This is a genomic window from Paraglaciecola sp. IT1134 (genome assembly GCF_058068185.1).
Genome location: NZ_CM176486.1, coordinates 1,628,955 through 1,650,092, shown reverse-complemented (window position 1 = coordinate 1,650,092; position 21,138 = coordinate 1,628,955). Strand labels below are relative to the sequence as shown.

General features: G+C 45.4%; 16 protein-coding genes, 1 tRNA gene and 1 pseudogene. 6 read left to right on the top strand and 12 right to left on the bottom strand.

Features of this window, described 5'->3' with window-relative positions:
- Nucleotides 1-320: 320 nt before the first annotated feature.
- A tRNA-Leu gene (locus AC3RV5_RS07160) sits at nucleotides 321-407 on the bottom strand.
- A gap of 153 nt (nucleotides 408-560) precedes the next feature.
- Nucleotides 561-1,148 (bottom strand): hypothetical protein, encoded by a 588-nt coding sequence (locus tag AC3RV5_RS07155; RefSeq protein WP_489731262.1) that lies wholly within the window; start codon nucleotides 1,146-1,148, stop codon nucleotides 561-563.
- A gap of 193 nt (nucleotides 1,149-1,341) precedes the next feature.
- Between AC3RV5_RS07155 and AC3RV5_RS07150 the strand changes: the two genes are divergently transcribed.
- Both AC3RV5_RS07150 and AC3RV5_RS07145 read left to right on the top strand, forming a co-directional pair.
- Nucleotides 1,342-2,319, top strand: a complete 978-nt coding sequence (locus AC3RV5_RS07150) for a transposase (RefSeq protein ID WP_489731261.1) — start codon at nucleotides 1,342-1,344, stop codon at nucleotides 2,317-2,319.
- 878 nt (nucleotides 2,320-3,197) lie between these two features.
- The gene (locus AC3RV5_RS07145) at nucleotides 3,198-4,370 is read left to right on the top strand and encodes a GAF domain-containing sensor histidine kinase (protein ID WP_489731260.1); all 1,173 of its coding nucleotides are present in this window, start codon (nucleotides 3,198-3,200) and stop codon (nucleotides 4,368-4,370) included.
- Nucleotides 4,371-4,822: 452 nt separating this feature from the next.
- Here the strand turns inward: AC3RV5_RS07145 and AC3RV5_RS07140 are convergent.
- The 4 genes and pseudogenes from AC3RV5_RS07140 to AC3RV5_RS07125 form a co-directional block, all read right to left on the bottom strand.
- Nucleotides 4,823-5,104: pseudogene (locus tag AC3RV5_RS07140) on the bottom strand (hypothetical protein); the annotation flags it as partial.
- 189 nt (nucleotides 5,105-5,293) lie between these two features.
- The gene (gene katG / locus AC3RV5_RS07135; protein ID WP_489731259.1) at nucleotides 5,294-7,522 is read right to left on the bottom strand and encodes a catalase/peroxidase HPI; all 2,229 of its coding nucleotides are present in this window, start codon (nucleotides 7,520-7,522) and stop codon (nucleotides 5,294-5,296) included.
- Between the two features lie 369 nt (nucleotides 7,523-7,891).
- Nucleotides 7,892-8,242 (bottom strand): hypothetical protein, encoded by a 351-nt coding sequence (locus AC3RV5_RS07130; RefSeq protein WP_489731258.1) that lies wholly within the window; start codon nucleotides 8,240-8,242, stop codon nucleotides 7,892-7,894.
- 28 nt (nucleotides 8,243-8,270) lie between these two features.
- Nucleotides 8,271-8,528 (bottom strand): hypothetical protein, encoded by a 258-nt coding sequence (locus tag AC3RV5_RS07125; protein ID WP_489731257.1) that lies wholly within the window; start codon nucleotides 8,526-8,528, stop codon nucleotides 8,271-8,273.
- Between the two features lie 136 nt (nucleotides 8,529-8,664).
- Between AC3RV5_RS07125 and AC3RV5_RS07120 the strand changes: the two genes are divergently transcribed.
- Nucleotides 8,665-10,104 (top strand): ATP-binding protein, encoded by a 1,440-nt coding sequence (locus AC3RV5_RS07120; RefSeq protein ID WP_489731256.1) that lies wholly within the window; start codon nucleotides 8,665-8,667, stop codon nucleotides 10,102-10,104.
- Nucleotides 10,101-10,790 carry a response regulator gene (locus AC3RV5_RS07115; protein ID WP_489731255.1) on the top strand — a complete coding sequence of 230 codons (690 nt, stop codon included), beginning with the start codon at nucleotides 10,101-10,103 and terminating at the stop codon, nucleotides 10,788-10,790. The genes AC3RV5_RS07120 and AC3RV5_RS07115 overlap by 4 nt, the downstream gene beginning before the upstream one ends.
- Nucleotides 10,791-10,839: 49 nt before the next feature.
- On the opposite strand, the gene AC3RV5_RS07110 is transcribed toward AC3RV5_RS07115, so the two are convergent.
- Nucleotides 10,840-11,382, bottom strand: a complete 543-nt coding sequence (locus AC3RV5_RS07110) for an ADP-ribose pyrophosphatase (protein ID WP_489731254.1) — start codon at nucleotides 11,380-11,382, stop codon at nucleotides 10,840-10,842.
- 292 nt (nucleotides 11,383-11,674) lie between these two features.
- Between AC3RV5_RS07110 and AC3RV5_RS07105 the strand changes: the two genes are divergently transcribed.
- The gene (locus AC3RV5_RS07105; protein ID WP_489731253.1) at nucleotides 11,675-12,148 is read left to right on the top strand and encodes a GNAT family N-acetyltransferase; all 474 of its coding nucleotides are present in this window, start codon (nucleotides 11,675-11,677) and stop codon (nucleotides 12,146-12,148) included.
- Between the two features lie 22 nt (nucleotides 12,149-12,170).
- Here AC3RV5_RS07105 and AC3RV5_RS07100 read toward each other — a convergent pair whose 3' ends face one another.
- The 4 genes from AC3RV5_RS07100 to AC3RV5_RS07085 all read right to left on the bottom strand — a co-directional run bounded on the left by AC3RV5_RS07100 (nucleotide 12,171) and on the right by AC3RV5_RS07085 (nucleotide 15,933).
- Nucleotides 12,171-12,428: a hypothetical protein gene (locus tag AC3RV5_RS07100; RefSeq protein ID WP_489731252.1), complete on the bottom strand. Its 258-nt coding sequence runs from the start codon at nucleotides 12,426-12,428 to the stop codon at nucleotides 12,171-12,173.
- 75 nt (nucleotides 12,429-12,503) lie between these two features.
- Entirely contained in the window at nucleotides 12,504-13,733 is a 1,230-nt protein-coding gene (locus AC3RV5_RS07095) for an ABC transporter permease (protein ID WP_489731251.1), read from the bottom strand.
- Nucleotides 13,730-14,455, bottom strand: a complete 726-nt coding sequence (locus AC3RV5_RS07090; protein ID WP_489731250.1) for an ABC transporter ATP-binding protein — start codon at nucleotides 14,453-14,455, stop codon at nucleotides 13,730-13,732. The genes AC3RV5_RS07095 and AC3RV5_RS07090 overlap by 4 nt, the downstream gene beginning before the upstream one ends.
- Complete coding sequence (locus AC3RV5_RS07085) at nucleotides 14,452-15,933, bottom strand: efflux RND transporter periplasmic adaptor subunit (RefSeq protein ID WP_489731249.1); 1,482 nt, start codon at nucleotides 15,931-15,933, stop codon at nucleotides 14,452-14,454. The genes AC3RV5_RS07090 and AC3RV5_RS07085 overlap by 4 nt, the downstream gene beginning before the upstream one ends.
- 717 nt (nucleotides 15,934-16,650) lie before the next feature.
- Between AC3RV5_RS07085 and AC3RV5_RS07080 the strand changes: the two genes are divergently transcribed.
- Complete coding sequence (locus AC3RV5_RS07080) at nucleotides 16,651-19,260, top strand: TonB-dependent receptor plug domain-containing protein (protein WP_489731248.1); 2,610 nt, start codon at nucleotides 16,651-16,653, stop codon at nucleotides 19,258-19,260.
- Nucleotides 19,261-19,520: 260 nt separating this feature from the next.
- Here the strand turns inward: AC3RV5_RS07080 and AC3RV5_RS07075 are convergent, their stop codons facing one another.
- The gene (locus AC3RV5_RS07075) at nucleotides 19,521-21,137 is read right to left on the bottom strand and encodes a GMC family oxidoreductase (protein WP_489731247.1); all 1,617 of its coding nucleotides are present in this window, start codon (nucleotides 21,135-21,137) and stop codon (nucleotides 19,521-19,523) included.
- Nucleotide 21,138 lies beyond the last annotated feature (1 nt).

Below are 21,138 nucleotides of genomic sequence, written 5' to 3'. Positions count from 1 at the left end.
GTTCCTATTAAGGCGTTCCGTCGCATTCAACAAGTATAAGTTCCGCCTTACAAATGCACGCTTCGGTAACTTTTACTGGTAGCGAACGATCAACAGGGTCATCTAATAGATTCAAATTTAACGAGATAAAGGCAGAAAAAAAGGGGATGAAATGGTTTTTCTGGGGTGATTTTTGTATTAAATGGCTAGTTTATTCTGTTGAGCTATTTTCAGCGGCTTGCTAAGCAAACAGGGGAATTTTTTTCAAGGTGTTGATTAGCAATTTTTATGCGGACTGACAGGTCAGGCAGTAAAAGAGTTTGAGTTACTAGACGCAACAATGGTGCCCAGAGGCGGACTTGAACCGCCACGGCCTTGCGGCCACTAGCACCTGAAGCTAGCGTGTCTACCAATTTCACCACCTGGGCAAGGGGGATGCGCAAAGTACGCGGGTTGGACATTTAAGTCAATAGCCCCTGGCAAAAATGCACTTAAAAAGACCATGCAGCTTATTAACCTTCACTCGTGCTTTGCAGTTGTCATTCCCTCACATCTCCTAACTAAACGGTCATTCAGGGTGGCTACATATCGTTCATACTATCGTGGCAACTTTGTTTGGCATTACTGATGTCAGGGCCTGTATGTATGGCACTAGTGCTTTCAGGGCCTACGATTTGAACATGATCATGTTCAATTGACACAAGCAGCGGTGCAATTTTTTGTTCAAAGTGTTTAGCGACTTTGGAAATTTTGCGACCTTGTTTACCCAGGGCATCAAACTCAGCCTGATGTTTCGACATAAAATCGTCAAACTGACCTGCCAACACTTCCTGCTGCTGTAAATAACCTTTGTCTAGATGCAAACTGGTATCGGTTTCTTGGATCGCCAGAGCCGTCAACCCATCGATTTTGCTTGAGAACTCGGCCATTTTTGCTTCAATTTCCTTGATCGGTTTTTCTAGCTCATGCATAAGCAATTCATGCTGTTTGAGGATTTGATAAGCCTTGAGTTGGGTCTCATTCATATTGACTTCTTTGACCAACTGACAATCCTTGAACAGCCTGATTTTAACATCAGCTGTGGCCCCGTGATCAGTCGCAGCGACAGAAGTCATAGCCATCAAAGCACCGGTTATGATTAATCCTTTGAGATTAAAAATCTTTTTCATTTGCCTACTCCACTTGTTTATCGCGTTCAAAAATCAAGTCGAGCGGGGTCAGCAAAAAGTTTACTGCAGGGTGATTATTCTAGCGGTTAGTTTGCTGTTGACCATCAATAAACAAAGACAGCCATAATAAAAATGGAAATTTATTGCAACTCGGCTAGGCTTTGATTAGGAAATAAATCAAAGGATTGATGTCATGCCCCAGCCACGCTCTAGTCAAATTTCCTTATCGGATACCCCTTATTACCATTGTGTTTCTCGCTGTGTACGGCGGTCTTTCTTGTGTGGAGTAGATAATCACTCAGGGCAAAGTTATGAGCATCGCCGGGTATGGGTGGAAGAGCGGTTGTTGTTTTTATCTTCCATTTTCGCCATCGACATTTGTGCCTATGCGGTGATGAGTAATCATGTCCATGTGGTGTTGCACGTGGATGTAAAACAATCGCAGGTTTGGTCAGATAATGACGTGGTTGAGCGTTGGCACCGCTTACACAAAGGTACATTGCTGACTCAAATGTTTGCCAGAGGAGACACGTTAAGCCAAGGTCAACTTCTGACGCTAGATGACACCATAGCCGAGTATCGCAGGCGGTTGCATGACATAAGCTGGCTGATGCGTGACCTGAATGAATACATAGCCCGCGAAGCCAACAAAGAAGATGATTGCACAGGTAGATTTTGGGAAGGTCGCTTCAAATCCCAAGCGTTATTAGATGAAGCCGCAGTGCTGGCTTGTATGGCATATGTTGACTTGAATCCTATTCGAGCCAAGATAGCCGGTACCCCAGAAACCTCTCAACACACCAGTATTCAAACACGCTTGGCATCCATCAAACAAAATACTAAAAATACATTAATGCCATTTGTCGGCAATCTCAGACAAGACATGCCCAAAGGTATCGCCTTTTCACTCAAAGACTACTGTGAGCTAGTGGACATGACAGGCAGAGTCATCAGAAGCGACAAGGCAGGACATATTGACCATCAACACCAACCCATACTGCAAAGATTAGGCTTATCAGGTGAGCAATGGCTCACCCTCACCACTGAGTTTGAAAAGCACTTTTGTTATGCCGCAGGGGCAGAAATGATGATGAATAACTTTAAACGCCATACCGGTCATCAGCGTATTCGAGGCATGGGTAAAGCTAAAATACTATTGCGCTGCGCTTAAACCTTATAAAAATCAAACAAACTTCACACATACAAAATAGTTGCGCCTAAAAAACGCTAAAACAACCCAATCCATTCTTAATAGCCATCACATTGCTCACTAGCCAAAACCAAATGAGGTCATTCACCAATACGGCATCAAAAAGATTTGTTCTTACTGGCATTTTTTTAATATGGGTGGCTTGGTAAATATTCGGCACCTGCTTAACCAGCAATACGTCACTTTCATGCTACAGAGCATAGTTACCAAAGCCGACAGCACAGCTTTACCTATAGTCGTCACAAGATGCCTCAGTCTTAGAGGTGCATACGATGGCTTAGTCGATGATTTAGTTTTACCGCCACTCTATATTCACATCAAAGAGCATGATGGCCTAAAAGCCACGGCTAGCGATTTTTGTGCAGTCCAGACAATTACATTTACGTAATGAAAGTCGATGTAAAGCGCTACTATGAATCGATTGACTACACGATACTGCTTAAATAACTAGATAAAGGCATTGCCGACCCGTTTATTTCGCGTTCACAGGTGCAGTTTGTAAAACGTAGTGTGAGGTGGGCGGTACGTTTAAATCGATTAGGTGTGGCTTCTCAAGAGGCTGCTCATTGCGGCCTATAATCACAGCTGATTAAATAACCAGCGGTTCAGTTATTCACTATCCCTAACCGCAATCCTAGAAAGCTTTTGGGTGAAGTAAGGTGATTGACACAATTGAAAATGTTAATAATTAGTGTTAAAAGCTTCCACTTAGCTACCTGTTATTCTGTTTAACATAAATTATTTACAAAAACACAAAAACTCTCTTGCGACAAATGAATCACAAAATAGGTGAGTCGCGAAGAGTTATAGTGCATATGACGCAAAGCAAAGAGTATTTAATGAACTCGTTAATTGAAAAAGATATTCGGACCATTCAGTCTATAGACGCTGTTCCTCACATAATGAAGATGCTGTCAGATGCTACAGGTCTACGCTTCATCTGTATTGCGCGAGTAACTGATGACAAATGGACTACATGCGCGGTACTTGACCTAGTTAACTTTAATCTCAACCCTGGTGACGAGCTTGAGATAAATACGACCTTTTGTAGTCAGGTTAGAAGGTCAACTCAATCAATAGTAATTGAGCACGCTCAAACAGATGCGCTTTACAGCAAAAGTGAAATTCCAATCATGTATGGGTTTGAAAGTTACTTTTCTTTCCCTATTTTCAGTAAAGATGGCAATTTTTTCGGCACACTATGCGGTTTAGATCCGTTACCTGCAAAGTTAAAAACAACTGAAATTGAACATCAAATTAGATCATTCGCTGAATTGATTTCTAGACAGATTGAAGCTGACGAAAGATTAATCATTGCCGAGTCTAATTTATTTGACGAGCAGGTAGCCGCCAAACTACGAGAGCAGTACATTGCTATTCTAGGTCATGATTTAAGGACCCCATTATCTGCACTTACGATGGGCGTTAGTTTTCTAATGGATCAGGTAAAGGATGATACCTATCAGAAAATACTAGCGCGAATGGACAATAGTGCAACGAGAATGAAGCGCTTAATCAGTGATGTTATGGATTTGACCCGTGGGAAAATGGGTAATGGCATGGAGTTGAATGTCAGGACGGTTAACAATCTGCAAGATATTCTATCACATACTATTGCTGAGCTATCTGGATTACATCCACAGCGAGCTATACAAACCAGTATTAATATAGAGGGTTCGGTTGATTGTGATCCTGAGCGAATTGCTCAATTGTTGTCTAATCTCCTAATCAACGCCATTGTGCATGGCGGTCCGCTACAAATAGTTGATGTTAAATCAACTATCGAGCACGGCATTTTTTCACTAAGTGTTAGTAATGGGGGCGAGCCGATAAGTCCTGAGACGATTGATAAACTATTTCAACCCTTTTGGCAAAATGAAAGCAATAAGAAAACTGGTGGCTTGGGTTTAGGCTTGTTCATTGCGTCGCAAATAGCGTCAGCGCACAACGGGCAACTAACCGTGAGTTCCAACGAAAGCCAAACGGTTTTTACTTTTCAAGCAGCACTTTGAACGCAAGCTATTGGTAAAAGATAGCTTCACTCACGATGGCTGTGTACAGTAAGCGGTTGGTCTTCAATGCCTAAGCCAACAATTTTATAATGCTCAAAAAAAGCTGTGACCGCTTTTTTAGGCAAAGCAGTCTTTCGGCTGCTCTAGGTCGAATGTCCGCTTATCTTAAGATTATCAGTTGGCTGTCGGTAACACTGAACCTCAGCTGTCTTGCGCCAAGGAGACAGCTGGCGGATAATCTCGAATGGAGGAAACCGCGGGAGATTACCTGTGATGTGTCGTTGCTATGGGGATTTCGTTGGTGGGTCGACGGATAGTTGCCTGATCGTTGCAGAATATGTTTTTTCGAACGTGTGATATTCGTGCTTTCTTCATATTTACTGTCTATTCCATCCTCTTTTCGTTGCCTTTTCTTGTCGTAATTTCATAATATTCAAGCTTTCAGCCATAGTTTACCTGTCACCGTATTTCGACGATGATATTTTGTCCAGTTTAACGTCGGTTCGTTTCATGTTCGGTGGCGCTCTGGGTAAATATGCGGGCAGTGTTGTCGCTAATATCACCATGGGTTGATGGCATTGGCGACAATGAAACGGGACTGTCTCCTCATCGATCGGATCCAATGTCGATATGGCCTCAGGTGCGGGTACATCCAACAACTGTCTCGCTCGCGCCAGTTTGGTTTGACTGGCAAGCAATCCCTAATGCCGTATGCGATGAAACCCACATGGCAAGGTAATCCCCCAAAAAATAGCTGAAGTCAAAAGTAAAAAATTCTCGTAAACTTTACGCAGGAGATTTTGCACGGCTTTAGGGGAAGGGAATAAGGGTGGCATAAACATGCCACCCTTTGGTATATATAAACAACCGAGTACCGGCATCGCTGAATTCAACTTGGTCGGCACTCAACGTTGTTTATTTTTTTACATCATATCGAAGCGATCCAGTGTCATCACTTTAGTCCATGCATTGACAAAGTCAGCGACAAATTTGTCCTTAGCTTCGTCTGCTGCATAAACCTCAGCTACCGCCCGCAACTCTGAGTTAGAGCCAAAGATCAAATCGACAGGCGTGGCCGTCCATTTCAATTGACCCGTCTTACGGTCATGGCCTTCATACAGCCCAGCTGATTTTTCTGATTTACTCCACTTAGTAGACATATCTAATAAATTCACGAAGAAATCATTACTTAAGGTGCCAGGCTTGTCCGTAAACACACCATGCTCAGTGTTTCCAGCGTTAGCCTGTAAAACACGCATGCCTCCCACCAACACTGTCATTTCAGGCACACTAAGGGATAGTGTATTGGCTTTATCCACCAATAGCTCGGCAGGTGATTGCGTAAGGCCACTAGCAAAGTAATTGCGAAAGCCATCTGCCATAGGTTCAAGCAAGTCAAAAGATTCCACGTCGGTTTGCTGCTGCGTTGTATCGTTGCGTCCCGCAGTAAAAGGGACACTCACATCAAACCCACCTTTTTGTGCTGCCTGTTCTATGGCTGCGACTCCGCCTAGGACAATCAGATCAGCAAGGGAAATTTTTTTATTGTTCTTTTGCGCTTTATTAAATTTATTTTGGATTTTTTTCAACTCCTTCAAGACTTTTGTCACTTCTTTAGGATCATTGACCGCCCAATCTTTCTGAGGGGCCAGGCTAATACGTGCGCCGTTGGCTCCACCACGCATGTCAGTGTCACGAAAACTAGCTGCTGATGCCCACGCTACTCTCACCAGTTCTGGCACCGTCAAACCCGAGTCTACGATCTGTGACTTCAACTTGCTTATGTCTGATGTATTAACGAGATCATAATCAACTGCAGGGATAGGATCTTGCCAAATCAGATCAATATCAGGCACATCTTTACCAAGATAGCGAGCTCGTGGCCCCATATCCCGGTGTGTCAGTTTAAACCAGGCTTTAGAGAACGCCAGCTCAAACGCTTTGGGATCCTTATGAAAACGCTCGGCAATTTTGCGATAACCAGGATCAACTTTTAGTGCCAAGTCAGTAGTAAACATTATAGGAGCATGTCGTTTGGTCTGGTCATGGGCATCAGGCACCAGATCAGCGCCGCCTCCATCTTTGGGGATCCACTGCGTTGCGCCTGCAGGACTCTGTGTTTTCACCCATTCAAAGCCGAATAAATTATCTAAGTATTGCATGGTCCACTGCGTGGGAGTGGCTGACCAGGCTCCTTCTAAACCGCTGGTGATGGCGTCTTCAGCATTGCCTTTGCCACACTTGTTTTTCCAGCCCAGTCCTTGCTCTTCGACACCCGCTGCCGCCGGTGCAGGACCCATACAATCTTGTGGTTTGTGAGCACCGTGGGCCTTACCAAAGGTGTGTCCACCGGCAATAAGTGCAACAGTTTCTTCATCGTTCATGGCCATACGCCCAAAGACATCCCGAATATCCGCAGCCGATGAAAGGGGATCATGGTTTCCGTTTGGTCCCTCAGGGTTGACATAAATCAGTCCCATCTGCACGGCCGCAAGGGGTTTCTGTAGGTTTCGTTCACCGCTATAGCGCTTATCACCGCCCAACCACTCTTTCTCTGGGCCCCAATAAACCAAATCAGGTTCGAAATCGTCCTGCCGCCCACCAGCAAATCCAAATATCTTGAAGCCCATAGACTCCATTGACACGTTGCCCGTAAGCACCATCAAATCAGCCCATGAAATTTTGCTGCCGTATTTTTGTTTGAGCGGCCAAAGCAGACGCCGCGCTTTATCCAGGCTGACATTGTCAGGCCAGCTGTTAAGTGGCTCAAAGCGCTGTTGACCACCGGCACCGCCACCCCGTCCATCATACATACGATAGGTGCCAGTACTATGCCACGCCATACGCACAAAAAACGGCCCATAGTGACCGTAATCTGCAGGCCACCAATCTTGGGACGTGGTCAATATGTCTTTAATGTCTTTTTTCACCGCTTCAAGATCGAGTGTATTAAATGCTTCAGCATAATTGAATTTTTCGCCCAATGGATTGGACTTGGCATCGTTCTGCCGAAGAGGCTGGAGGTTAAGTTGTTTTGGCCACCAGAAATCGTTTGTCGTGGGTGCTCCTTGAGCAAAAACGGGCATGGAGATGACGCAAGGGGTTATAACTAACGCTAGCGCAGTCAGCAGATGTATTGGTTTTTTCATCATAGTAATTGCCTGTGTCTAAATGTAAATGTCAACAATAACTATAGACTTGATTGAATGACTAAATGCGCTGTAAAAACAGATTGTGGTAATCGATTATGTAAATCAAATGTTTAATTGATCTGGCGCAACTACCAAAACAAGATAATCCGCCGCTAGATATGAACGCCCGTACTACATATTTGTAGACAACGATGTGCACTCTTGGTTAGGCGATAAATAAGGTGCGCTGGCCTCAATGCCAGTGATTGCTAGAAACGTGTCATTACCTGTTTTTATTGCAGAAATGCCACTGAATTTTTCACGATCTTCTATAAAGGCTCATTTTGACTGACGGCACTTTGCGCCAGTGTTAAACACAAGCCACTTATATTAAACAAACGTATCCACTTGGTTTAATGACGAAGAGCCTGACTGTTTACCCGTTAAGGACGTAAGCATGTCTTTAAATGCGCTGCCAATCTCTTCCTGAGACAATGTCTCACTGCCATCACGTAAAGCATCTAATTGGGCCTTCAACGATGATTGCTGGTCTTGGCTCAGACTAGCTAACATATCCGTCACAGCAGTTTGCTCTTCAGTCGACAAGGACTGTACAGCCGTGTCTAATCCAGGAGGCATTGAGCCAGCGGGTGGCGGCGGTGGCGGTGGCGGACCTTTGGGACGACCTATATCTGACGACGCAAGGGGGGCAATGGATTGATTTGAGGTATTTATTTGCATTTCATTGATCCTTATTTAGTAAGTAAAATCAGTCTCGTGGTACATTTTCAGGCACGGCGACTAAGGTATCTTCAATTGTCTGACAAGTGCCGCTTAAGTTATCTCCCCGTCGTGTTTCAAAGGTAACGGCATCCCCCTTAGCCTTATCAACACAGGCTTCAATCGCTTCTGGTGGTGGACGACGCTCATGTTTAGCACCGCCCTGTTCGCGATCCTCTTGGGCGGCAACACTGACGCTGGCGATAACAAACATGGCAGCAACAAATAAAACCTTGGCTAAATGCATAACTTTTTTCCCGCTATTAATTCTGGGGAAAGCTTAACAAGCAAATGTGCAGAAATGATGGAGAAAACATGGAGAACTAGGCTAATCGGCCCTTGTTAACTGGTGCAGAGGACTTTTGCCCGGGTATACTGGGCACATGAATATATTCCGCAAAGTTTTTTTATCTTTTTTAGGGCTAACCGCCCTGACACTCCTGATCACCTTGGGTTTAGCCCGTTGGAGTTTTGATCAGGGTTTCCTCAATTTTGTCGCCGGTTTAGAACAACAGCGCCTGCGTATATTAGGCGACAAATTATCAGAGGTTTATTTACGTGATAATAGCTGGCAACGAGTTGTGGACTCGGGATTAGTCACATACTTGAGCCCCGTTCAATTGAGACCCGGCGGTGGAGGGCCTCCCGGACTATCACAGCCCAGTCCGTTAGAGCCGCCAGAACAAAGACCAGGGCCACGCCCTCACAATCCAGGGGATAAGCAAAACGAGGCCCCACCTACCGCGCTCTTTGATGCACAGGATCAATGGTTATCAGGGGTCAAACCCAAACCTGATGCCAAAGAAGTGCTCAGCCATGCCCTCTATGTCAACGAAGAGAAAGTCGGCGAATTACGCAGCTGGTTAGATGCGATCCCTAAGCGTTCACTTGCGTCATCATTTTCCGTGGGCCAGCGTAACGCTAGCATTTTTATCGGACTGTTATGCCTGATCCTTGCTGCGCTGGCATCCTGGTTGCTCGCCAGGCGGCTTACTGCCCCGGTGGGTCAGGTACTGCATGGTGTTGAACGCTTAAGTAGAGGCAATTTTGATGTAAGCCTTGATACACAGCGCAAGGACGAACTGGGCACATTAATGCGTAACCTCAACAACTTAAGCCATATATTAAATGAAACTCGTAGCGCAAAAAAACGCTGGTTCGCCGATATATCTCACGAACTGCGCACTCCACTAACGATTTTAATTGGCGAATTAGACGCACTAGAAGCAGGGATACGGCCCTGTGGACCAGAGCAAGTCGTTTCATTAAAACATGAAGCCTTGTTATTACATCGCTTGGTAGATGATCTGTATCAGCTTTCCATGTCCGATGTGGGGGCCTTGAAATATCATTTTAGTGTGGTGGATATCAGCGAAAGTATCGACAAGGTGTGCGCCTCATTAAACGCCAAAGCACAACAGAAAGACCTCAAAATATCGACCCATATTCCCACAAAACCAGTATATTGCTTAGCCGACCCTCAGCGATTAGAGCAACTTTTTATTAACGTGCTCAACAACGCCATCTTGTATACCGATGCTGGGGGTGAAATTATTTTATCCTTAACCCCAAACGCAGACACAGTGTTTTTTGAAATCAACGATACCTTACCCGGTGTTGCTGAGGCCGATTGTGAGAAATTGTTCGAGCCCTTATATCGTCAAAGTGCATCACGAAACAGAACAACTCCAGGGGCAGGATTAGGATTAACCATTTGCAAAAATATCGTCACGGCCCATCATGGTAAAATCAGCGCAATACCGTCACCTTTAGGCGGCTTGTGTATCAGGGTCGAGTTTGATGTAGCACAGGAACGAACATGAGCACCAAACAGCAGGTATTGATCGTTGAAGATGAACCTAAAATCGCCCAAATCCTAGTGGATTTCCTGACCTTAGAGGGCTACTCAACACGTGTAATACACAAGGGTGATGAAGCCGAAGCGGCTATAAAGTCAGAGTCTCCTGACTGCGTTATATTAGATTTGATGTTACCCGGCAAAGATGGCCTAAGTATTTGTAAAGACGTGCGTCAATTTTCTCAGGTGCCCATTATTATGTTAACCGCACGGGTCGATGAAATAGACAGGTTAATGGGATTAGGCTTTGGCGCTGATGACTATGTATGTAAGCCCTTCTCGCCACGAGAGGTGGTCGCCCGTGTGCAAGCGGTATTACGAAGAGCGTCTGTCTCGGTTCATCCTCTTCAGTCAAATAAGTTAAGTTTCAAACATATCACCATAGACACGGAGCGCTTTGAGTGCACCATTAATGACGCCAGCGTAGAGCTCACGCCAGTGGAGTTTCGTTTGCTAAAAACCTTACTTAAGCGCCCTGGGGTAGTGTTTTCCCGGGAAAGTTTGATGCACAGTTGCTACGACGACACACGGATTGTGAGTAATCGAACTATAGATAGTCATATGAAAAACCTGCGAAATAAAGTCACCCTACCCCATGACCCCCAACCTGTCCTGCAATCTGTCTACGGGGTCGGTTATAAGCTGGTGTAGGCACACAAAACTAAAGGGCTGATACATCAAAACTTTGCAGGTTGCACATTTATAACACACCTTTTAACTTGGCTAAGCCATAAGCATTCACCGTTGACGCATCTTGGATTTCTCCAGACAAGATCATGTTCTCAAAGGTATGCAAAGATACTTTTTGGGTGACTAAGCCCTCTTCTTCAGGATCCAAGTCTATCCCGGCAAAGGTCAGCTCTGTAGCAAAATATATATGGTATTTCTGATTACAAAATCCATACGCAAGATACTGCTCACCCAAATGCAACATCTTGTTGGCAACTAACCCCGTCTCTTCACGTAATTCTCCTGCAGCTAGCAACGCATGATCCGCATCGGGGTTTTGCTCCCAGGCGCCTTGGGGTAACTCCCAGCAGCGTTTTTTAATGGGGTAACGATATTGCTCAACCAAATGCACATAGCCATCATGCACGGGTAAAATCACTACAAAGTCGGGCTTTTCAACAACCCCATAAATGCCTTCCCGGCCACTGCTGCTACGAATTTTATCTTCTCTTAAGCGCATCCACCTATTTTCATATATGTACTTGCTTGCCAGTGTTTGAATTTCTTCGCTCATTTACCTACCTTCAGAGTTGTCCATCGACCTTGTGCACTCAAAAATAACTGCTCATATTTCAGGCCACTCGTGCAAGCCACTTGTACAGGCCATTAGGGCAGCAAAATAATCACTCAAACCGCTTGTTTGTCTAGCTTCGTATTTAGCGGCCATTACTGCATTTAATCTTGGCAACACCCCTGCCCCATTGTTAGTATTAGAAATAATAAAGGTAACCTATCCGCTGTCGTAAAAATACCTTGAAGGCCTAAAATTTGATGAATTTACCGTTAGAACAGGCAACAAAAATTGTATGAATAGGTTTTTACGTACCCCGTCTGACGAGCATATCAGGGAGATAATGACGTGGTTTGCAGGTGAAGAGCAATTAAAGATCTGGTCTGGGCCAAATTTCAGATATCCCTTTGATTTTTCATCGTTTAAATCCGATCTCAAGTTAACATCGCTGCAATCTTTTTCGCTCCTTAGTGCGCAATCAGACTTGCTGGCGTTTGGGCAATACTATCTGCGAGCCGGGAAATGCCATTTAGGTCGATTAGTCGTAAACCCGGAGTTTCGAGGGCAAGGCCTTATAGCTGAGTTAATTAATAGCTTGAGCACGGCAGGAAAAAAAGAGCTTCAGGTAAATGCCTGTTCGTTATTTGTGTTTAGCCACAATACAATTGCCATAAAGGCCTATGGAGAATTAGGTTTTTGCGCTGAAACCTACCCCGAAGATATGCCATTGGAAAATTGCATATACCTGGTGAAGCGGGATCTTAATTAAGTGTTTAATCAGTAACAAGCAGTTAATGGCTGGTAAATATTTGCCCTAACCAAGAAAACATGCCGGTCTTTTGCGACCTGTTTGTCTTATCACTCATTTTATTGCCATGGGTCTGTTGCCAACGTTTATTGGATATTAAGCGCTGCTCCCTACGCTCCTGCGCGCGATTAGCTACTTCGGTAAAACGTGCCCTTTGCTCTGGAGTAAAGCCTTCGGCAAAGCTTTTGCTTGGGGCACTGCGCGCACGCTTTGCGCCACTGCTTTTGGGTGAACTACACATGATATTTTCTCTACACTAACCCTACACTTGTTATATAGACAGAGAAAACGCCGATTCGATTTCAGCCTCTTGTTGCTATTCGTACCTTAGAGCATCTATGGGTGCAAGTCGTGAGGCTTTTAGTGCCGGGTAATAACCAAAAAAGACCCCAATCAACCCGGAAAAACCTAAACTCAAAAGCACCACTTGAGTTTCGATTACGCCGCCGGCACCGATAGCATAATGGTTGCCTAAAAAAACAAAACCATAAGCGATCAATACGCCGATTAATCCTCCCAATCCACAAAGCACTATGGATTCAATCAAAAACTGCCACAGAATATCGCCGGGTTTGGCCCCCACCGCCATGCGTAAACCAATTTCCCGAGTGCGTTCTGTCACTGACACCAACATAATATTCATGATGCCAATCCCCCCAACGACCAGGCTTACCGACGCGATCCAGGCAAGCAAGGTATTAAACACCTGAACCGTTTCCGCACGGGTGGTGATCATTTCAGACACATTGCGAATACGAAACAAGTCGTCACCATTTACGGGAATACGCATGCGCTGGCGCAGTAGGCTGGTCATTTCAGCTTCAATGTAGTCCATATCTTCACCATCATAGGCACTAACCTGAATGAAGCGCACTGATTTGGGATTAGTGGGATCTATGCCGGTAATTTTATTGCGCACTGCTTTAATCGGCAAAAATATCACATCGTCCTGATCTTCCCCGCGAGCGTCTTGGCCTTTCTCGGTCAAGACACCCACTATGGCGACATTGAAATTTTTCACCCTGATGGTCTGGCCAATAGGATCACTGATACCAAATAATTCACTACTGACCCGTTCCCCAATGATCGCCACCTTAGCGCCACTTTTGATTTCCTGGGCGGTAAATTTGCGCCCGGCTGCGAGATCCCAATCACGTACTACAAAGTAACGGTTATCTATTCCGTTTATTTCTGTTGACCAGTTGAGGTTGCCATAGATCACCTGGCCATCAGACTCCAAATAAGGGGCGGCAGCTTCCACGCCTGATATCTGTTTTTCGATCAGGTTGGCATCATCTTCATTAATTCTGACCACCGACGACGAGCGCGCCCCACCACTGGATAGGAACGACCCCATGACAAAAAACACATTACCACCGAGCGACTTGATCTGATCGTCCACTTTCTGCTGGGCTCCTGCCCCCATAGCCACCATGATAATCACCGCAGCAACGCCAATAATGATCCCCAACATAGTTAAACAGCTGCGTAATACATTAACCCTAAGAGCAGTTATTGCTGTTTTTAGTAAGATAACGATTTTCATCTGGAGTCTACCGTCCCAGCTTGAGCCACATTGAGATTGTGCTCATCTCTGATTAGATCGCCATCACGAAAGGTAAGTTTGCGCCCAGCATAATGGGCTATCTCCGGCTCATGGGTCACCAGTATTATGGTTTTTCCCTGCCGGTTAAGCTGCTGAAAAAGCGCCATGACTTCGGTACCGGTTTGGGTATCCAGGGCACCGGTTGGCTCATCTGCTAAAATCATCAACGGATCGTTTATCAACGCACGGGCAATGGCCACACGTTGTTGTTGTCCTCCAGATAGCTGACCAGGGTGGTGATCCATACGTGATTCTAAACCTACATTTTGCAAACATTGTTTAGCGCGGCCTCGCCACTGAGATTCTGGCACCTTGCTGTATAACAACGGCAATATGACATTATCCAGGGCACTCGTTCGAGGCAGTAGATTGAATTGTTGAAAAACGAAACCAATATGCTGATTACGCACACTTGCCAGTTCGTTTTTGCTCAAAGTGGATAACTCTTGGCCGGCAAACGTAATGCTGCCTTCACTGGCCGTATCCAGACAACCCAGTAAATTCATCATGGTGGACTTCCCCGAACCCGACGGGCCCATAATGGCCACAAATTCGCCGGGATGGATTGCCACATCGACCCCTTTTAAGGCCCAAACTGACTCTTCCCCCATGTGGTACACTTTTTTCGCCTGACGAACGCTGATGAGTGCTTGTGACGTCATTCGCTCACCTTTTGCGCGCGCACAATCACAAAGTCACCTGCTTGCAGTTCTTTGCTGACAACTTCGCTGTATTCCAAATCGGCAATTCCGACTCGCACTTTGATCTTACGGGGCTGGCCATCACGCAGTACCCAAACCACTCCAGGTTGCAATTCCTCTTTATTCATATCTGCTACTGGACGTTTTTGACCTTGTTCATTCAACGCCTGATAGCTATGCATTTGCTCAGGCGTTAAAAAGCTCGCCAGGGAAATTTGCAGACGACTACGTATTTTTTTAAAGCCTTCATCTTTACGTGCAGGTGGTCCAGGTGCTGCAACGGGAGCATCTTCACGCAAAGCCTGCATGGATTTTTGCATATCCGTCATCGTCTCTTTAAGCTGCTGTTTCTGGGTGGCATTTAAGTCCAGTTGCGCTGACAATTGTGCCGCGCGCGCGCCTATATCCGGCCCTTGGCTATCCGCACTTGACGATGCTCCCTCGGGGCTAAAGCGCAAGGCAGAATTGGACACCCGTAATACGTTGTCACGCTGGGCTAACACTATATCCACGTTAGCGGTCATGCCGGGTAGTAGTAATAAATCTTTGTTTTCTAAGCTAATGATAACTTTATAAGTGACCACATTATTAGTCACAGTGGCGGCTTTGCGCACTTGGGTAACCACCCCGGAAAATTTGCGCTGGGGATAAGCATCCACAGTAAAGTTAACGCCTTGATGCTGCTTAATACGACCAATATCAGCCTCGTCCACATCCGCTTCTATCTGCATATTGACCAAATCCTGGGCAATGGAAAACAATATAGGTGCAGATAAACTGGCAGATACGGCCTGGCCTTTGTCTACCTGGCGGTCGATAACGACTCCATCAACAGGGGAACGAATATAGGTGCGATCCACATCCAGCTTAGCTTGTTCGAGGCCCGAGCGAGATTGCAGTACTTTGGCTTGGCCAACCAAAATTGCTGCTTCAGCTGTTTGGATAGCCACTTTGGCCAAGTGATAGGAGGTCTCACTGATATCCAGCTCTGAATCACTGACCAGTTTTTTATCACGTAATTCTCGGGTGCGTTTATAATCCCGCTCAGCCAAAGCCGTTTCAGCTTTAGCTTTATCCAAGGCGGCTTCAAGCTGCACCAACGACGCATCAGAAGACGCTAAATCTGCCTCACTCTGTCTAAGTTTGGACTGTACAGTGCGATCATCGATACGGGCTATCACTTGGCCGCTGGTAACCAAATCATTAAAATCCACATTAAGCTGGGAAATCAGGCCGGATAACTCAGAACCCACATCCACTGTGACGACAGGCGATATGGTACCTGAAGAATTGACTGTACTGTCTATTTTTCCCATTGAAAGGGGTTGAGTGTGGTACTTAATTTGCTCAGTATCTTGTTCAGGCTTAAATAACCACCAAACAAACACGGCGCTAGCCAGCAGTAATACGAGTCCTTTGCTTACAGATAGGTTTTTCATGGTTTTTTTGAGTCAAACAGACGATAAAGGATTAAATAATGAGAAGATTAAACCATGAAAAAACCCAAAAGACTGTCAGCTTTATGTAAAGCCCAACTCGTAAGCAAAAAACATTTATTTAACTATACTTTTCGCTATGGTCAATTCCCCCTCTACAGCTATTGATTTTTTCACCGACCTAAGCGCAAATTTCACCCCCGCATGCCAGCAGACTCACTTATTTATGCCAAAGCTGCTTATGCTCAACGTCATTAGCAAACGTATACACCTACTCAGACAATGCCGAGAATCGTTTAAGCAGGCCCCTAGAACGAATTAACGCTATTTGGTACAGAAGCTAACACGCAGGTTATGGACCGCAGCTTTTTAGCGTAACCAACACGCAGACCTGGGTGACATAGGCTTGGAGAAATTACCGTTATCTTAGGTACAACAAGAAAATTGGCTCTAATAGCTACATCTATAATCTCTGGCTGGCTATTCATCATCAGTACTCGGCCTTGCAAACAAACATCATTAACTGACTATGCAAACACGTTCCCGTTACAGCGCAATGACTTTTTGGTATAAATTATTTTCCCGATATTATTGCCAAGTATGCTAATGCTCGCCTAGGCTGTTCTAGGTCACAATTGCAAGTTGCGCGAACTGACTTCAAGCGAGTCGAAGTATTTTCAACTCTATCCGTAACACAAAATAATAATTTCAGGGACATGTATGAAATATAAACACTTAAAACTGACAATGTTGGCTGCTGCCATTACTTCCAGTATGGGTACACAGGCACAAAATGTTACAGAACAACATGTTGAGCGCATCCAGGTAACGGGCTCGCATATTAGAAGAACTGATATGGAAGGCCCTTCACCTGTAACGTCTTTAACTTCCGAAGACATCACTAAAACCGGCGTGACAGATTTAATCGGCTTATTTACTAAGTTGCCAATGGCAGGGCAAGGTACGTTCTCTACCCAAGGTAACAGTAGTGATGGCACAGGTAACGGTGGTTCCAGCGTGTCTTTACGCGGTTTGGGAGCTGACTCTACTCTAATTCTGGTCAATGGTCGGCGCATTTCAGTATCACCCTTTGCCAATAAAATAGACACCGCATTCGTTGATATCAACAATATTCCATTGGCGGCTATTAAACGCGTTGACATATTGAAAGACGGGGCGTCGGCTACCTATGGTTCTGACGCAATAGCTGGGGTTATCAACATCATAATGAAGGACGATTATGATGGGTTAGAAGTATCAGGAAAGTACGGCGACACGGCCGATGGTGGCGGTAAAGAGTCAAATACCAGCCTGTTATTTGGCAGTAGTACAGAAAAATCCAGCCATACCTTTGTATTGGATTATTTCGATCGTGAAGAGATTTTATACGCCGACAGAGATTACGCAAAATCGGCAAACCAATCCGCCTTGAGACCAAATGATCCCTATGCTACCGACTTTAGAAGCTCGTCGGGTTTCCCGGGAACCATAGCACTTGCCTCAGATTCCACTGTGCGCATGGCGGATACGTTTGGTAATGATGTTTGTCCTGCAGATCAAATAGTAGGAGATTTATGCCGCTATGATTATGCGCCTTTTAGTTCATCCGTCCCTGCATCTGAACGCGTCAGCTTCATGTATATGGGCAAATTTGAAGTGAACGACACCCTAAGGGCTTTTGTTGATTTGAATGGTCAAAATTCCAAAACAACAGTTAGAGGAGCGGCCAGCCCAAGTTTTAATGAGCTATTTATGTCCGCTGATAATGTCAACCACCCCTTTGCAAATGATCCCTCCCACCCGTTTTTTGGCCAGGATTTAACGATGCGTCGCCGCACCGTTGATATTGGTAACAGAGAGAAACGCGTCGATTCAGATTACTATCGCACCGTACTTGGCCTGCAAGGTGAAGTAAGCGAATGGGATTGGGAAGTCGCTTACAGTTATATTAAAAGTGATTCGGTTGAGCGCGGGGTCGATGGCTTCCCTAATTCCCGCCGTGTTCAAGAAGCAATCGACAGTGGCTTGTGGGACCCGTTTGAACCGTCCAGTAACTCCCAGGAAGCCATCGATTATATTGAAACTCAGACAACTCGGTATGGTAAGTCCACCAGCAAATCGCTCGATGCAAAAATGTCAGGCTCAGTATTGGATATGCCAGCAGGCGAGCTGATGTTGGCTGTGGGTGCCGAGTATCGTGAAGAAACGATCAGCGACAACCCAGACGATCAATTCCTTCGTGGTGAAATTTTCGGAACCGAAGCTACACGCGCAAAAGGCGAGCGTGATAACACCGCGGTATTTGCCGAACTTGCGATCCCAGTGACAGCAACGTTCAATGTTCAAATTGCAGTTCGTCATGAAGATTACAGTGACTTTGGTACTACTACTGATCCGAAATTGGCCTTTATCTGGACGCCAACTGACGAATTGTCTATACGAGGTTCATATGGGACAGCATTTCGCGCACCGTCTTTGCACCAAATCGGTTTAGGTAATACTGACGAGTCACCAAACTTAGTTGATACTGTGCGTTGTGAAGCCGTCGGCAATGTTAATAAAGCCTGTGAACCACAAGAATACACTGCGGTCTTGTCAGGTAACCCAGATTTAGGACCAGAAGAATCTAAGAGTTATAACCTGGGTGTCATTTATGAAGTGACAGAAAATATTGATTTCTCATTAGATTATTATAATTACGACATTGAGAATGTCATTAACAAAGATACTCAGTTCAAGTTTACGACTCAAGGCAACAATCCTGCGGTTGTAGAGCGCTTACCTTCGGATACACCTGGGGACCCTGGTGAGGTTGTGCGTATTTTCGACCAATTTGAAAACTTGGGCAATATCAAGACCTCGGGTCTAGATCTTGATTTAGGTTACAAAATGGCAACCGCCTTGGGCGATTTCAAATTCAATTATGTTTTAAATTATGTTTTGAACTATGAAGATATTCGCACTGGTGGCCGACTTGATACTCAAGAAGGTGAGTTCGAGCAGCCTGAAATTAGATGGACAACATCTGGCTCCTGGGTGAAAGACGTCTGGAGTGCTAATTTTGCCATCAACTATATCGGCGAGTTTGAGCAAGATGCTTCTGTGCGTATTCAAACAGATGGCACGATTTTGCCCGATATCGACTCTATGATTACGCTTGATACTACTGTGAATTATGCAGGAATAGAGAATACGACGCTGACGTTAGGTGCGACTAACTTGTTAAATGAAGAGCCTCCATTTAGTTACCATGATTACATGGGACATGTTGTCGGAACACATAGCTCGCAAGGTCGTTTTGTCTATGCTCAGGCAACTTACAAGTTCTAAGTACAAAATCTGTTCCGTCCTAAAATAGTTTGACGGTGTTGAAGCCAGTTGCTGTGCAACTGGCTTTTTAATTTGGGATTTAAGGAAAGACAACCAAGCGTAAAAAAGCTCGAGCTGGATCACCGCTGTATTCTTGAGGAAATATTGTTCCCAGTTTTCCGTGGTTAAAAACTCGGGCCACAGAATAATGGCAAATATGGTCCGGTGCTAAGTAAGCCTAGAATAAAATGCAGCTAAAAATCCTTATCAACCATGGCGAGTTAAGCATATTGCTGTTTAATAAAATCCGCTGCACGTTCGGCAATCATGATCGTAGGTGCGTTGGTATTACCGCCAACTAAGGTGGGCATCACCGAAGCGTCGACAACCCGTAAATTCTGGATCAATTTTACCCGCAAGTGGGGATCCACCACTGTGTCGGGATCTTCTGGCCGGCCCATCTTGCAACTACCCACGGGGTGATAAATGCTTTCTGCCTTGGCGCGGATAAAGGCCAATATTTGCTCATCGGATTGGGCCTCACTGCCGGGTAACACTTCATGGGATTGGTATTGCTTAAACACCGAAGCAGCTAAAATTTTCCGGGCTTGGCGCACGCCATCAATCATCACCTTTTCATCGTCCGGATGACTTAAATACTGTGGATCGATATTCACCGGCTGAGCGGGATCTGTGTTCTGTAAACGGATTTGGCCTCGACTTTTAGGGTATAAATTACACACATGTAAGCCGTAACCGTAACCAAACGCTGTCTTACGACCATGATCCTGCAAAATCGCCGGTAAAAAATGGTATTGAATGTCGGCGGGCCCTGCACAGTATTGGCTTTTTACAAAGCCCCCCGCCTCGGCAATATTGGATGAGAAAATGCCCTGACGTTTGCGCCAATAGTTAAAACTAGCTTTGATATACCGTGGCAAGGCACCAATAGACACGGCATAACTGTGTTTGGCTTTGCATTTGTGCTGTACTATGGCATCCAGATGATCCTGCAGATTTTGCCCGACTCCGGGCAAATCCGCCTGCACTTCTATGCCTAAAGATTGCAGATGAGACTTGGGGCCAATACCCGACAACATCAATATTTGTGGTGTATTAATTGCGCCCGCCGACACAATAACCTCTTTGCCAACAGTTAAATTTAACTGCTGGTCTTTAATCCGTAATCTCACCCCGATGGCGATGCCCTGTTCAATCAACACTTTTTCCACCAGGGCATCGGTTAGCACGGTTAAATTAGGCCGCGCAAGAGCAGGGCTTAAATAGCCCTTGGCAGCCGAGCAGCGCTGGCCGTTGATGTGAGTAACCTGATAGATACCTAAGCCCTCACGTTCAGGACCATTAAAATCCTGATTGATAGCCAAGCCGACCTCATCGGCCGCAGCCACAAAACTGTGGGAAAGTGGATTAACGTGACGAAGATCGGTGACACTGAGCGGTCCGGCATCTCCATGATAAGCATCTGCGCCATGTTGCTGGCACTCAGCTTTTTTAAAATAAGGTAGAACGTTATTCCACTCCCAACCAGTGGCACCCAGCTCACGCCAGTGATCGTAATCCTGTTGGTCTCCGCGGGTATAACACATGGCATTGACTGAACTTGAGCCCCCCAGAGTTTTACCCCTGGGCCAAAATAAGCGACGGTTATTTAGCTCGGGCTGCGGAGCGGTATGATAATTCCAGTCTAGGCTGGGGAATTTGGCTAATAAAGCCAGACCAAAGGGGATATGGATCAGTGGGCTGCTATCTTTACGCCCTGCTTCAATCAGGCACACACTAAACTGGGGGTTTTCGGATAACCTGGCGGCCAGCGTAGCACCCGCAGAGCCGGCACCTATTATGATAAAGTCGAAATGAGTTTGCTTATTACTGCTCATT